This is a genomic window from Pseudomonas sp. Q1-7 (assembly GCF_028010285.1).
In the GTDB taxonomy this organism is placed as follows: Bacteria; Pseudomonadota; Gammaproteobacteria; order Pseudomonadales; family Pseudomonadaceae; genus Metapseudomonas.
Map to the genome: position 1 here is coordinate 887156 of NZ_CP116304.1, position 12620 is coordinate 899775.

Annotated in this window: 13 protein-coding genes and 1 riboswitch; of the genes, 7 read left to right on the forward strand and 6 right to left on the reverse strand. The window is 70.4% G+C overall.

Going from position 1 to position 12620, the window contains the following annotated elements:
* Nucleotides 1-50 precede the first annotated feature (50 nt).
* The 4 genes from cobJ to cobG are packed head-to-tail and all read right to left on the reverse strand — an operon-like array spanning nucleotide 51 to nucleotide 4391.
* A complete protein-coding gene (cobJ, locus tag PJW05_RS04035; RefSeq protein ID WP_271410459.1) occupies nucleotides 51-1706 on the reverse strand; it encodes a precorrin-3B C(17)-methyltransferase in 1656 nt (551 codons plus the stop codon).
* A complete protein-coding gene (locus PJW05_RS04040; RefSeq protein ID WP_271410460.1) occupies nucleotides 1706-2455 on the reverse strand; it encodes a precorrin-2 C(20)-methyltransferase in 750 nt (249 codons plus the stop codon). The genes cobJ and PJW05_RS04040 overlap by 1 nt, the downstream gene beginning before the upstream one ends.
* Nucleotides 2452-3078: a precorrin-8X methylmutase gene (locus PJW05_RS04045; RefSeq protein WP_271410461.1), complete on the reverse strand. Its 627-nt coding sequence runs from the start codon at nucleotides 3076-3078 to the stop codon at nucleotides 2452-2454. Before PJW05_RS04045 ends, PJW05_RS04040 begins: the two co-directional genes overlap by 4 nt.
* A complete protein-coding gene (cobG, locus tag PJW05_RS04050; protein WP_271410462.1) occupies nucleotides 3075-4391 on the reverse strand; it encodes a precorrin-3B synthase in 1317 nt (438 codons plus the stop codon). Before cobG ends, PJW05_RS04045 begins: the two co-directional genes overlap by 4 nt.
* An 87-nt stretch (nucleotides 4392-4478) precedes the next feature.
* Nucleotides 4479-4760: riboswitch (cobalamin riboswitch) on the reverse strand.
* An 80-nt stretch (nucleotides 4761-4840) separates the two neighbouring features.
* Between cobG and cbiE the strand changes: the two genes are divergently transcribed.
* The 6 genes from cbiE to PJW05_RS04080 all read left to right on the forward strand — a co-directional run bounded on the left by cbiE (nucleotide 4841) and on the right by PJW05_RS04080 (nucleotide 9306).
* A complete protein-coding gene (cbiE, locus tag PJW05_RS04055; RefSeq protein ID WP_271410463.1) occupies nucleotides 4841-6046 on the forward strand; it encodes a precorrin-6y C5,15-methyltransferase (decarboxylating) subunit CbiE in 1206 nt (401 codons plus the stop codon).
* 92 nt (nucleotides 6047-6138) lie between these two features.
* On the forward strand, nucleotides 6139-7236 hold the full coding sequence (locus tag PJW05_RS04060; protein ID WP_271410464.1) for a cobalt-precorrin-5B (C(1))-methyltransferase: 1098 nt from the start codon (nucleotides 6139-6141) through the stop codon (nucleotides 7234-7236).
* Nucleotides 7233-7964, forward strand: a complete 732-nt coding sequence (locus tag PJW05_RS04065; protein WP_271410465.1) for a cobalt-precorrin-6A reductase — start codon at nucleotides 7233-7235, stop codon at nucleotides 7962-7964. Before PJW05_RS04060 ends, PJW05_RS04065 begins: the two co-directional genes overlap by 4 nt.
* A complete protein-coding gene (locus tag PJW05_RS04070; protein WP_271410466.1) occupies nucleotides 7961-8668 on the forward strand; it encodes a (2Fe-2S) ferredoxin domain-containing protein in 708 nt (235 codons plus the stop codon). Before PJW05_RS04065 ends, PJW05_RS04070 begins: the two co-directional genes overlap by 4 nt.
* A gap of 75 nt (nucleotides 8669-8743) precedes the next feature.
* Nucleotides 8744-8989, forward strand: coding sequence for a type II toxin-antitoxin system CcdA family antitoxin (locus PJW05_RS04075; RefSeq protein ID WP_271410467.1), 246 nt, complete (start codon nucleotides 8744-8746; stop codon nucleotides 8987-8989).
* On the forward strand, nucleotides 8989-9306 hold the full coding sequence (locus PJW05_RS04080) for a CcdB family protein (RefSeq protein WP_271410468.1): 318 nt from the start codon (nucleotides 8989-8991) through the stop codon (nucleotides 9304-9306). The genes PJW05_RS04075 and PJW05_RS04080 overlap by 1 nt, the downstream gene beginning before the upstream one ends.
* Here the strand turns inward: PJW05_RS04080 and PJW05_RS04085 are convergent.
* Entirely contained in the window at nucleotides 9303-10073 is a 771-nt protein-coding gene (locus PJW05_RS04085; protein ID WP_271410469.1) for a vWA domain-containing protein, read from the reverse strand. The genes PJW05_RS04080 and PJW05_RS04085 overlap by 4 nt on opposite strands.
* Nucleotides 9998-10999: an ATP-binding protein gene (locus tag PJW05_RS04090; RefSeq protein WP_271410470.1), complete on the reverse strand. Its 1002-nt coding sequence runs from the start codon at nucleotides 10997-10999 to the stop codon at nucleotides 9998-10000. Before PJW05_RS04090 ends, PJW05_RS04085 begins: the two co-directional genes overlap by 76 nt.
* Before the next feature lie 516 nt (nucleotides 11000-11515).
* Here PJW05_RS04090 and PJW05_RS04095 point away from each other — a divergent pair.
* Nucleotides 11516-12601 (forward strand): 3-deoxy-7-phosphoheptulonate synthase, encoded by a 1086-nt coding sequence (locus PJW05_RS04095; RefSeq protein WP_271410471.1) that lies wholly within the window; start codon nucleotides 11516-11518, stop codon nucleotides 12599-12601.
* Nucleotides 12602-12620: the final 19 nt, after the last annotated feature.

A 12620-nucleotide genomic window follows, 5' to 3' on the forward strand; every position in this document is an offset into this window, starting at 1 on the left:
TGGAGATCGGCATGGGTTTCGCTTCGCTCTACGCCATCCCGGGGGAGCGCTCAGCGATACCAGCGCGGCGTATACACCCAATCCTCGCCATTGCCCTTGGGCACGCGGCGGGTCAGCGACGAGCCGACGATCACCAGGGTGCGCATGTCCACTTGATCCGGGGTCAGTTCGCCGAGGCTGGTGAGCGTGAGCTTTTCCGCCGGGCGGCCGATATCCCGGCCCAGCACCACCACCGTTTCCGGCTTGCGGTGGCGGGCGACGATGTCCAGGGCGCGGCCCAGTTGCCAGGGGCGGGCCCGGGAAATCGGGTTGTAGAAGGCCATGGCCAGGTCGGCGGCGGCGGCATGGTCGAGGCGGTCCTCGATCACGGCCCAGGGCTTGAGGTTGTCCGACAGGGAAATCAGGCAGAAGTCGTGGCCCAGCGGCGCACCGGCCTTGGCCGCCGTGGCCAGGGCGGCGGAAACGCCGGGGTACACCTGCAGCTCCACCCGCAGCCAGTCGGGATCGCGGGCGTCGTCGAGGGCTTCGAGCACGGCGGCGGCCATGGCGAACACCCCCGGATCGCCGGAGGACACCACCACCACGCGGCGGCCGCTGGCGGCCAGCTCGAACGCGTGGCGGGCACGCTGCAGTTCTTCACGGTTGTCGGTGCAGTGGGCCACCTGGCCGGGGCGCAACGGTCCGGCCATGCGGATGTAGGTGTCGTAGCCGAGCAGGTCCTCGGCCTCGTCCAGGGCCCTGCGCGCGGCCGGCACCATGAATTCGGCGGCGCCGGGGCCGAGGCCGATCACGCTCAGGCGTCCGCGCGGCTGGCCGAAATCCTTCGGGTCCAGCGGTTGCGCCGCGAGGTGGAGGTCCAGGGTTTCGCCCTGATGATGCAAGGGGGGCAGGGCCGCTTCGCCCTCGATGAAGCGCAACGGCACACCGAGTGCGGCGGCGCTGGCCGCCAAGGCGGCATCCGTCATGCGCTCGCGAGGCGCCAGCAGGCAGGCCAGTGCCTGCGGCGCCAGCCCGGCGGTGGATAGCGCCTCGTGCAGGCTGTCGGCCGTTACGTCGCCATGGATGCGGGCGAGGACGACGCGGGGGTGGATGAGCAGTTCGTCGCGTTCGGCGGGACGAGCCTCGGCGGTGATCTGGATGACCCGTCGCGCCGTCTCGGCCAGGGGCAGACGGGCGTCCTCCAGCCAGGGCGCGGCACCTTCGACCCGCACGTTTTCCCCGCCGAGCAGGTCGGCGACGAAGCGCTTGCCCTGCTCGATATCGGCCAGGGCATAGCCCGCCGGCGGGTCCAGCAGGCAGGTGCCGAAGCGCAGTTCGCCGCTGGTGGTGATGGCCGGCGCCACGTCCAGCGCGGCGGCGATTTCCCGCGCCATGCGGTTGACCCCGCCAAGGCCGCCGAGCAGCGGCACCACGGCGCTGCCGTCCTCCGCCAGGGCCAGTACCGGTGGCTCGGCACCCTTGCTCGCCAGCAACGGTGCCAGGGTGCGGATGACGATGCCGGCGGCGCACAGGGCGATGATCGGCGTGTCCTCGCGATAGAGCCCGCGCAGGGTTTCTCCGAACTCCGCGTAGTGGGCGTCGGCGCCTTCGACCCGGCCGGCGAGGCCGAGGATGCGCGCCTGTGGATAAAGCGCCTGGATTTTCCGGGCGACCGGCAGGCCGCTCGCGCCGAGAAGCAGGATGGCCGGTGCGTTGCGCTGTTGCATCAGCCTCTCCACTGCTGGCCGGGGATGACGATCATCGAGAAGTAGGGCGAGGCCATGGGGTCCACCTCGTCCAGCGGCACGATGCGCTGGTTGGCCATGGTGGCGCGCTCCACGTAGTGAGCGCGGTCGGCGATGCCGAGCTGCTGCAGCACCCGGCGCACCTTGTCGAAGTTGCGCCCGAGCTTCATCACCACGGCGGCTTCGGCGTCAGCGAGGCGCGTCTTGAGTTCGTCTTCCGGCAACACGCCGGAGAGTACCGAGAGGCTCTGGTTGCGGTACACCAGGGGCACGCCGAGCACCGCCGCGCTGCCCAGCATGGAGCACACGCCGGGCACCACTTCCACCTCGTAGCGCGCGGCCAGGCGGTCGTGCAGGTACATGTAGGAGCCGTAGAAGAATGGGTCGCCCTCACAGATCACCGCCACGTCGCGACCGGCGTCCAGATGCTGGGCGACCTGTGCGGCGGCGGTGTCGTAGAAGTCGCTGATCACGGTCTCGTAGGACAGCGGCGGTTCCAGCTTCTCGGTGGTCACCGGGTAGACCAGAGGCATGCGCTGCTGCGTCTCGCCGAGGTGCTGCTCGATGATGCCGAAGGCATTGCCGCCCTGGCCCTGGCTGGCCTTCGCCTTGGCCACGAAATAGCCGACCACGGCGGCCGACTGCAGCAGGCGCAGGGCCTTGAGGGTGATCAGTTCGGGGTCGCCGGGGCCCACGCCCAGGCCGATCAGCCGTCCCTTGCGTTCCATCATTCCACCTCCGTGGCCAGGGCGTTGACCGCCGCCGCCGCCATGGCGCTGCCGCCGCGCCGCCCGCGTACGATCACGTAGGGCACGCCACGGCTGTCGGCGGCGAGCAGGTCCTTGGATTCCGCCGCGCCGACGAAACCCACCGGGAAGCCGAGGATCAGCGCCGGTCTGGGGGCGCCGGCATCGAGCATTTCCAGCAGGTAGAAGAGCGCGGTGGGGGCATTGCCGATCACCACCACGCTGCCTTCCAGATGCTCGCGCCAGTGCTCCAGCGCTACCGCCGAGCGGGTATTGCCGCGTTCGCGGGCCAGCTCCGGCACGCCCGGATCGTTGAGGGTGCAGATGACCCGGTTGTCCGCCGGCAGGCGCGCGCGGGTGATGCCTTCGGCCACCATGCGCGCATCGCAGAGGATCGGCGCGCCAGCGGCGAGCGCCGCGCGGCCGGCGCTGCCCGCGCCGGGCGAGAAGCGCAGGTCCGCCACCACGTCGACCATGCCGCAGGCGTGGATCACCCGCACCGCGAGCTTTTCCAGGTCGGCGGGAATACCGCTGAGATCGGCCTCGGCGCGGATGATGGAGAAGGAGTTGCGATAGATCTCCTGACCATCGCGGATGTATTCGATCATGGGGTGGAACTCCAGGTGTCAGGAGGCGTGGCCAGCCGTTCGCCGGCCTCTTGGATGCTGAGGTCGCGCGCCAGCAGCCGGCCGAAGCCGGCGCCGCCACGCTGGTACAGGTCATAGCGCCCCGGGCCGCTGGCCAGCAGGGTAAACGGCGCCACATGGGCGGCGGCGCAGGAGCGCGGGCAGCCGCTGAGGTGCACCACGGCGTCCGCCGGCAGCCGCGGCGCCAGGGCCAGGGCGTCGGCCTTGGTGTCGGCCAGGCCCCGGGTGCAGCCGGCGGAACCGGTGCAGGCGACCAGCCGCGCGAAGGGCTCGCTCGCCCCGGTGGCAAGGCCCAGTCGCCCCATGGCCCGCAGGACCGCGTCAGGGTGCCGCGCGTTGGGCAGCAGCAGGGATTGCCAGGGCGTCAGGCGCAGGCTGCCGTCGCCCAGGTCGTCGGCGAGTTCGGCCAGCGCCTGGAGCTGAGCGGCCCCCAGCCGGCCCAGTGCGGGGGCGCCACCGACGTGGCGGCCGGCGTGCGTGCCCAGGTGGGCGAAGGGCTGTGGCGTGGGGCGGCACCAGTCGCCGGCCGGCAACAGGGGAACGTCCAGCCGCTGCTGCAGACGCAGCAGCAGGTCGCCCTCCGGGTATTGGGCGAGCAGGTGGCGCATGCGCGTCTGCTCGGGTGTCGCCAGTTCGAGGAACAGCGCCAGCACGGCTTCCACCAGGGCGGGCACCTGGTCGCGCGCTACCGCCGCCAGGGCAGGGGCATCGCCAGCGGCGTGCGGCGGACAGCCCGCCAGGCCGAAGGCGAACAGTGCCTGATCGCCATCGCCCATGGCCGACAGCCAGAGATCGTGGGGATGGTCGAGCATCGCCATGGCCTCGCCGCCGTCCAGCAGCAGGGCGAACTTGGGCGACAGGGCGTGGAAGCGCGTCTGGTCTTGCAGCAGCGCGAGGATGCGTTCGGCCAGCGGCGAGATATCCACCAGGGCGCTGCCGTCGAGGCCGGCCAGCGGGCTGACCATCAGGTTGCGCACATCGTCGGCGCCGGGGGAGCCCGCGCCCAGGCCGGCGGCCAGCAGGGCCCCGATCAGCGCGCCCTCGCCGCCCGGTTTCACGCCGCGAATCTGCAGGTTGGAACGGTTGGTCGTCTCGATCACGCCAGCGGCGTATGCGGTCGCCGCGGCCGCCACGGCGCGGGCCTGGCTCGAACCCAGGCGGCCACAGGGCAGCTTGATCCGGCAGATGCCGCCGTCCCTGGCCTGGACGATGCGCAGCAACCCCGGACAGGCCGAGGGGCGGACGGAGGGGACTGTGGGTTGCGCGTGCTTCACTCAGGTCACCATGGTTGGCGTCGCGGCGACCCGGTTCCCTTGGCAAGGGACAACGTTGCACCGATACACCCCGCTCGATGCGCGCACACGCGACTGGTTCCACCGGCAGGTCTCCTGGCTGGCAGGTCGTCGTCCTCTGCGGCCTTCCCGAAAATTCAGTGGCCTGTTCAGGTTGAGCAAATGCTGCTGCGCTCGATGATGGGGGCGTTGGCGACGGCCTTGCCTAATCTTCGCGCGCGACGCTTTCGATCAATCTGGAATGCATGGACTCGCTGCTTACAGTTGCGGGGGCAGCCACGGCTCGACCGTGTTCCCTCTTAGGCCGGGCTCGTCAGGTGAGCGCCGGCGACCGATGAAGGGCGCTATTATGCCCGCTTTGCCCGGAGCGGGGAAAAGGCTGCCTGTCGGAAGCCGGATATCCCGGGCGATTTCGGAAATGAGGACGGCAAATGCAGCCCTGGCTGACAGTGATTGGTATTGGCGAAGACGGCTACGCGGGCCTGGGCAAGGCGGCCCGTCACGCCCTGCTGGACGCCGCCGAGGTGGTCGGCGGAGCGCGCCAGCTCGACCTGCTGCCCCGCTGCATCCGCGCCCGCCGCACGCCCTGGCCGAGCCCCTTCTCTCTGGCGCCGGTGCTGGAAAAACGCGGTACGCCGATCTGCGTGCTGGCCAGCGGCGATCCCATGCTGTTCGGCGTCGGCGCCAGCCTGGCGCGGCAGGTTGCCAGCGCGGAAATGCGTGTGCTGCCCGCGCCTTCGTCCTGTTCGCTGGCGGCTGCCCGCCTGGGCTGGCCGCTGCAGGAGGTGGTCCTGCTGTCGCTGGTCGCCCGGCCCCTGGCCGTGCTGAATGCCCACCTGCATGAAGGCGCCCGCCTGCTGGTGCTGAGCAACGACGGCAGCAGCCCGGCCGCCGTCGCGGCGCTGCTGGCCGAGCGCGGTTTCGGCTGCAGCCGGCTGACCGTGCTGGAGCACCTGGGGGGCGAACGGGAGCGGCGTATCGACGGCGTCGCCGGTGAATGGCCGGCGGGCGACAACGCCGCGCTCAACCTGCTGGCCATCGAAGTCCAGGGCGACGCGGGCACCCGTGCGTTGCCCCTGACCACCGGCCTGGCGGACGACGCCTTCCGCCACGACGGCCAGCTCACCAAGCGCGACGTGCGCGCCATCACCCTGGCGCGGCTGGCGCCACGTCCGGGTGAATTGCTGTGGGACGTGGGCGCCGGTTGCGGCTCCATCGGCATCGAATGGATGCGCGCCCACCCGACTTGCCGCGCCATCGCCATCGAAGCCAACGCGGAGCGCCAGGCGCACATCGCCCACAACCGCGATGCCCTCGGCGTGCCCGGCCTGCAACTGGTGGCTGGCGAGGCTCCGGCGGCGCTGGACGGCCTGCCCGCGCCGGACGCCCTCTTCATCGGCGGCGGCGTCACCGAAGCCGGCGTGCTGGACACCTGCTGGAGCCGGCTGAAGCCTGGCGGACGGCTGATCGCCAATGCCGTGACCCTGCAGAGCGAGGCCGTCCTGATGGCCTTCCGCACAGCCCATGGCGGCGAACTCACGCGCATCGCCGTGGCCCAGGCCCAACCACTGGGTGGCTTCGACACCTGGCGTTCGGCCCTGCCGATTACCCTGCTTGAGGTGACCAAGCATGCGTAGGTTGGTGCCGAGGAACGAGGCCCAGCATCGACGCGTTGGGCTTCGCTGCGCTCAGCGCCAAGCTGAACCTCTGAGTGGACCCGCCATTGCCCATGCGTGACGAAACCCCCGAACAGCCCGCGCCCCTGCGCAGCGGCTACACCACCGGCAGCTGCGCCACGGCGACCAGCCTGGCGGCGGCGCGCCTGTTGCTGGGCGGGGAGGCGACGGATGCGGTGGAAATCGTGCTGCCCAAGGGGCAGCAGGTGCTGATGCGCCTGGAGTTCTGTCGGCTGATGGGCGGCGGCGCCGAAGCCGGCACCCTGAAGGATGCCGGCGACGACCCGGACGTGACCCACGGTGCGCTGATCTATGCCCAGGTGCGCCTGGCCGCCGAAGCCGGCGTGCGCTTCCATGCCGGCCCCGGCGTCGGCACCGTCACCAAGCCGGGCCTGACCCTGGCCGTGGGCGAGCCGGCGATCAACCTGGTGCCCCGGCAGATGATCACCGAGCACCTCACCCGCCTCGCTGCCGAGCGCGGCTACCGCGGCGGATTCGCGGTGACGCTCTGCGTACAGGGTGGCGAGGAGCTGGCGCTGAAGACCATGAACCCGCGTCTGGGCATCCTCGGCGGCCTGTCGATTCTCGGCACCACCGGCATCGTCAGGCCGTTCTCCTGCTCGGCCTACATCGCCTCCATCCACCAGGGGATCGATGTCGCCCGTGCCAATGGCTTCCGCCACCTGGCCGCCTGCACCGGCAACGCCAGCGAGGACGCCATGCGCCGCCGCTACCACCTGGACGACACCGCGCTGATCGAAATGGGCGACTTCGCCGGCGCGGTGCTCAAGCACCTGCGCAAGGCGCCGGTGGACAAGCTCAGCCTGTGTGGCGGCTTCGGCAAGATCAGCAAGCTCGCCGCCGGCCACCTGGACCTGCACAGCCGCAGCTCCAGCATCGACCTGCCGCTGCTGGCGCAATGGGCCGCCGAACTGGGTGCCAGCGCCGAGTTGCAGGCCGCCATGCGCGGCGCCAACACCAGCCAGCTGGCGCTGGTCATGGCCCAGGACGCCGGCATCGCGCTGGGCAACGCGGTCTGCGCCCATGCCCTGGCCTTCGCCCGCAAGACCGTGCCGGCCGGCGTGGCGCTGGAAGTCTTCGCCATCGACCGTCTGGGCAACATCGTCGGTGAGGCCGTGGAACCGCGATGACGCGCATCCTCCTGCTGGGCGGGGTCAGCGAAGCCCTGGCCATCGCCCGCCGCCTGGGACCCGCGCACGTCTACAGCCTCGCCGGCCTCGGCAAGGTGCCGGACGACCTCGCCTGCCAGGTGCGCGTGGGCGGTTACGGCGGCGCCGAAGGCCTGGCCCGGTTCATGGCCGCCGAAGGCATCGGCCTGCTGCTGGACGCCACCCACCCCTATGCCGCGCAGATCAGCCGCAATGCCGCTGCCGCCGCCCGGCTGGCGGGCGTGCCCTGCTGGGCCCTGCGCCGTCCCGGCTGGCAGGCGGGCGAGGCCGACGACTGGCGCGAGGTCGAAGACTGGCAGGGGCTGACGGCGGCCCTGAGGGCGTTCCGCCGCCCGTTCTTCACCCTCGGTCGCGAACCCCTGGAGCACCTCCACGAGATTCCGCCACGGCAGCACTGGACCGTGCGCTGCCTGCAAGACCAGCCGGCGGGTGAGCGCTACGAGGTGATAGGCGCCCGTGGCCCCTTCGACCTCGACGGCGAGCGCGCGCTGTTCGCACGGCTGGGCAGCGACGTGCTGGTCAGCAAGAACAGCGGCAGTCAGTCCACCGAACCCAAGTTGCAGGTGGCCCGCGAACGCGGGCTGCCGGTGCTGATCCTCAAGCGTCCGGACCTGCCGCCGGTGACGCGCGAATTCGATTCGGTCGAGCGCCTCTGGCAGGCCCTTGCCCCCTACCTGGAAACCCCATGAACGCAACTTCCTACGCCCGCGTGCTGTTCGCCGGGCCGGACCTCGGCGAGGGTGCCTTCGCCGAACTCTTCCGTCGCCAACTGGCTGCCCTGCGCGGTGGGCCGGCCCTGGCCGATGTCGTCGATACCAGCGCCGGCTACGACGCCCTCTGGCGCGAAGTGCAGGCCAGTGCGCGGCCGCTGCTGGTGATCGATCTGGAGCCGCAAGCCTCTGCCCCGCACCTGGACTGGCTGCGCAGCGAACTGGGCCGGCTGGAGGCGCCCGACGGGTTGTTCGTCGCCAGCCTGCTCGGCCAGTTCGAGGCCGACCCGGCCGGCGCCGCCTGTGCCCTGGTCGAGCGCCCGGCGTTGCACCTGGCCTGCCTGGATGTGCCCGCTCTACCCGGCAGCCACGCCTGGTCCTGCATCCCGCCCCACGCCCGTCGCCTGCTGCTGTGCAACGGTCCGCGCTGCACCCGCCGCGGCGCCCTGCCACTGTGGAAGAAGCTGCGGGAAACGCTCAAGGCCGCCGGCAAGCTGGAGTGCGAAGGCGGTGTACACATCACCCGCACCCAGTGCCAGTTCCCCTGCGACGAGGGCCCCACCGCCAGCCTCTACCCGGAAGGTGAGTGGTACCGCATCCGCGATGAGGAAGAGGTGCTGCGCTGGGTTCAGGCGCGGATCGTGGAAGAGCGGCAAGTGCCGGAGATGTTGATGAAGGGCTGAATCCATTCGGCCGGCGGCTTTGACCGGCATGCCTGAGTGCGCATAGTCTGTGCGCATTGCTCGTGAGGATCGATCATGCCCGCCATCTACGATCAGCATGCCCCCAAGAAGCCTGCGAATCTCAGCATCAACAGTGACTTGCTGAACAAGGCCCGCTCGCTGGACATCAACCTCTCCGCCACCCTCGAACAGGCCCTGGTGGAAGCGCTGAGAGCCCGTCAACGCGAGCTTTGGCTGGAAGAGAACCGTGCAGCGATGGCCGCCTACAACCAGCACATCGAGATGGACGGTGTGTTCAGCGACGGCCTGAGACGCTTCTGATGCCTCAGTTCGCTGTCCACCTCAATGCGAACCCCGCCACGCGTACGACCATTCCCTATCTGCTGGATATCCAGAGTGACCTGATCGCCGATCTGGGAAGCCGAGTGGTGGTGCCGCTCTACACCGTCGACGTGATGAAGGGCCGGGTGCTCAAGACCCTGATGCCCCTGTTCGAGGTGGAGGGAAACACCGTCGTGATGGTGACGCCGGAGCTGGCCGGTGTCTCCAGGAAGGCGCTGGGCGAGCAGGTCGCCGACCTTTCTGCATTGCGCAACGAAATCATCGCGGCACTGGATTTGCTGATTACTGGGATCTAGCGCGCAGGATGGGTTGAGGAACGAACCCCATCGATTCCCAGTTCGGCGATGGTCCGGTACTCCGCCAGCAACGCCTCCGCCAGCCGCTTCGCCCGTCCCAACCGGATCGGCCCACTTTCGATATCCACCAGCAGCGCTGGGCACCCCAACGGCTGCAGCGCCGGCCAGTCCTTCAGGCGGCCATCGGTGAGGATCAGCATCCGCTGGGTCTCGGCGGGCTTCTGCCGTTGGCGCCGTTCCAGCCATCGGCCGGCCTGGTGCAGCGCCTCGATCAACGGCGTGCCGCCGCCAGCGCCGAGTTCGGCGAGCCAGTGATGCAGGGCGGGGGACGCCTTGCTGCCCTGCCACAGCCACTGGGGCGCGCGGCCGGTGGCGTGGAGCACGGCGAGACGGGCGCGCTGGCGGTAGGCGGACTCGAACAGCTCGGCCAGCAACCCCTTGGCCTGGCTCAGGGCGCCATGGCGACGGGTGGAGGCGGAGGCGTCCACCAGCACCAGCCAGAGTTCATCGGGGTGTTGGCTACGCGGCACGCGAACCAGATCGGCGGCCTTGCGCGGGCGGCCGCGCAGCAGGGTGGGCAGCCATTGGATGGCGCCCTCGACGCCGGAACGGCGTGCGCCGCTGCGACCGTTGCCGAGGGGGCCGGGCCTGGGTCGGGCACCCGCCCCTGTGACCGTGTGCGGGCGGATGCTCAGGGCTTTTTTGGCCAGCGTGGCAGCTCGCGCCGTTCGCCCATGGGTACGGCCTGCGCGGGCAGTTCGCCCCATTGGCCTTCGCCGTCGCTGGGCTGGGATTGAGTGCCGCCGGGCGGGGATTGCGGCGCTTGTGCGGCCGGTGGCGGGGTGTGGGTACGGCGGTGGGCCAGGGCGAAGTGCTCGACGGCGTCGAGGTCTTCCGCCTCGATCCGCGCGGCGCCGCGCCAGGCGGCATGGGCGCGGGCGGCGCGCAGCCATACCAGGTCGGCGCGCAGGCCGTCGACCCCGGCGGCGAAGCAGCGGCGGGCGATCTCGTCCAGCGCGGCGTCGTCCAGGGGAATGCCGGCCAGCCGGGTGCGGGCGTTCCGGCAGCGTTCGGCCAGGGCCTGTTGCTCGGTGTGCCAGCGGGCGACGAAGGCCTGCGGGTCGGCATCGAAGGCCAGGCGGCGTCGGACGATCTCGGCGCGCTCGGCCGGTTGCGGCTGGCCGTCCTGCAACACCTTGAGGCCGAAGCGATCCAGCAGTTGCGGGCGCAGTTCGCCTTCCTCGGGGTTCATGGTGCCGATCAGCACGAAGCGCGCGGCGTGACGGTGGGAAATGCCGTCACGCTCCACCAGGTTGACGCCGCTGGCGGCCACATCCAGCAGCAGGTCCACCAGGTGGTCGGGCAACAGGTTCACCTCGTCCACGTAGAGGACGCCGCCGTGGGCCTTGGCCAGCACGCCGGGGGAGAAGCGGGCGCGGCCTTCGCCGAGGGCGGCGTCGAGGTCCAGGGTGCCGACGATGCGTTCCTCGCTGGCACCCAGTGGCAGGGTGACGAAGCTGGCGTCTTCCAGCAGGTCGGCGATGCCCCGCGCCAGGGTGGACTTGGCCATGCCGCGCGGACCTTCGATCAGCACGCCGCCGATGGCGGGGTCGATGGCGGCGAGCTGGAGCGCCAGCTTCAGCTCATCGGCGCCGACCACGGCGCTGAGGGGGAAGTGGGGGAGGTCGGACATGGCAGATTCCTACGGACGCGTGCGGCGCATGGTAGCGAAACACCGGGGCGGCCGATAGAAAACAGTGATTGAACGGCACGGGGCGATGCAGTAGGTTAGCCAGCATTCGCTTTGGAGATCGTCATGCCGCACACCGCTTCCACTTCGCCCATCGCTCGCCCGGCCTCGGCCCAGGCGCGTGTGCGTGTGGCCGCGGCGGCCAGCTATTTCCACGGGTATTGGTTTAGCCAGGGGCTGACCTGATACCCATCAGGCGGCCCACTCCAGCAGGGTCGCCGCCAAAGCTCCACGAAACCCCCGGTCGGCAACCCGACCGGGGGTTTTTGTTTTCCAGGGTCCAAAAGACCGAACCGACGTTACCGAGGATCGCACCATGATCAGCTACCGCACCGACTCGACCTATTACCGCAACGACTGGCGATTTAGCCGCTCCCGTACCGCCCGCACCCCCTTGAATCGAACACCCAGATAGCGCGCCGCGCGCGGATCGAGCCGCGCCGGCCGAGGACGCCAGTCATGAATTCTTCCGTTTCCGTTCTGCCCACCGCTGTACCGCCGCTGCATGCCCTGGACGTGGTCATCCCGTCATCCCGCAGCACGCGTCCGCTGCCCACCCCTGCCGACCTGCGCCAGCGCCTGCCGCTGACCCATGAGCTCGCCCGCCAGATCCGCGCCCAGCGCGAGGCCGTGCGCGCCGTGCTGGATGGCGAGGACTCGCGCCTGCTGGTGGTGGTCGGCCCCTGTTCCCTCCACGACCCGCAGTCCGCCCTCGACTACGCCCGGCGCCTCGCCGCCCTGGCACCCGAGGTGAGCGACCAGTTGCTGCTGGTGATGCGCGCCTACGTCGAGAAGCCCCGTACCACCGTGGGCTGGAAGGGACTGGTGTACGACCCACGGCTGGACGGCAGCGGCGACATGGCCGAAGGACTGGCGCTCAGCCGCCGGCTGATGCTGGACATCGCCGAGCTGGGCTTGCCGGTGGCCACCGAGTTGCTGCAACCCCTGGTGGCCGGTTACCTGGACGACCTGCTGAGCTGGGCCGCCATCGGTGCGCGCACCAGCGAATCGCAGATCCACCGCGAGCTGGTCAGTGGCCTCGACCTGCCGGTGGGCTTCAAGAACGGAACCGACGGCAGCCTCGGCATCGTCACTGACGCCATGCGCTCGGCGGCCCATGCCCACCAGCATTTCGGCCTCGACGACCAGGGCCGTCCGGCGCTGGTGCAGACCGCCGGCAATGCCGATACCCACCTGGTGCTGCGCGGCGGTCACCAGGGCCCTAACTTCGACGCCGAGAGCGTTCAGGCGGCCCGCGCCGGCCTGGAGAAGCTCGGTATCGCTCCGCGCATCATGGTCGACTGCAGCCACGCCAACAGCGGCAAAGACCCGCTGCGCCAGCCGGCGGTACTGGAGGATGTGATCGCCCAGCGCCTTGCCGGCCAGGACGCGCTGCGCGGGGTGATGCTCGAAAGCCACCTGTTCGACGGCGCCCAGCCGCTGTCCTGCGACCTGCGCTACGGCGTGTCCATCACCGATGGCTGCCTGGGCTGGGAAGGCACTGCGCGCATCCTGCGGGAGGCGGCGGCGCGTCTGCGGGGGTGAGCCGTGGGGATGCTCTCGT

Coding starts and splice junctions, on each gene's coding strand:
- cobJ (WP_271410459.1), bottom strand. CDS start 1,706: ATGCAACAGCGCAACGCACCGGCCATCCTGCTTCTCGGCGCGAGCGGC.
- PJW05_RS04040 (WP_271410460.1), bottom strand. CDS start 2,455: ATGATGGAACGCAAGGGACGGCTGATCGGCCTGGGCGTGGGCCCCGGC.
- PJW05_RS04045 (WP_271410461.1), bottom strand. CDS start 3,078: ATGATCGAATACATCCGCGATGGTCAGGAGATCTATCGCAACTCCTTC.
- cbiE (WP_271410463.1), top strand. CDS start 4,841: ATGCAGCCCTGGCTGACAGTGATTGGTATTGGCGAAGACGGCTACGCG.
- PJW05_RS04060 (WP_271410464.1), top strand. CDS start 6,139: ATGCGTGACGAAACCCCCGAACAGCCCGCGCCCCTGCGCAGCGGCTAC.
- PJW05_RS04065 (WP_271410465.1), top strand. CDS start 7,233: ATGACGCGCATCCTCCTGCTGGGCGGGGTCAGCGAAGCCCTGGCCATC.
- PJW05_RS04070 (WP_271410466.1), top strand. CDS start 7,961: ATGAACGCAACTTCCTACGCCCGCGTGCTGTTCGCCGGGCCGGACCTC.
- PJW05_RS04075 (WP_271410467.1), top strand. CDS start 8,744: ATGCCCGCCATCTACGATCAGCATGCCCCCAAGAAGCCTGCGAATCTC.
- PJW05_RS04080 (WP_271410468.1), top strand. CDS start 8,989: ATGCCTCAGTTCGCTGTCCACCTCAATGCGAACCCCGCCACGCGTACG.
- PJW05_RS04085 (WP_271410469.1), bottom strand. CDS start 10,073: ATGGGGCGAACTGCCCGCGCAGGCCGTACCCATGGGCGAACGGCGCGA.
- PJW05_RS04090 (WP_271410470.1), bottom strand. CDS start 10,999: ATGTCCGACCTCCCCCACTTCCCCCTCAGCGCCGTGGTCGGCGCCGAT.
- PJW05_RS04095 (WP_271410471.1), top strand. CDS start 11,516: ATGAATTCTTCCGTTTCCGTTCTGCCCACCGCTGTACCGCCGCTGCAT.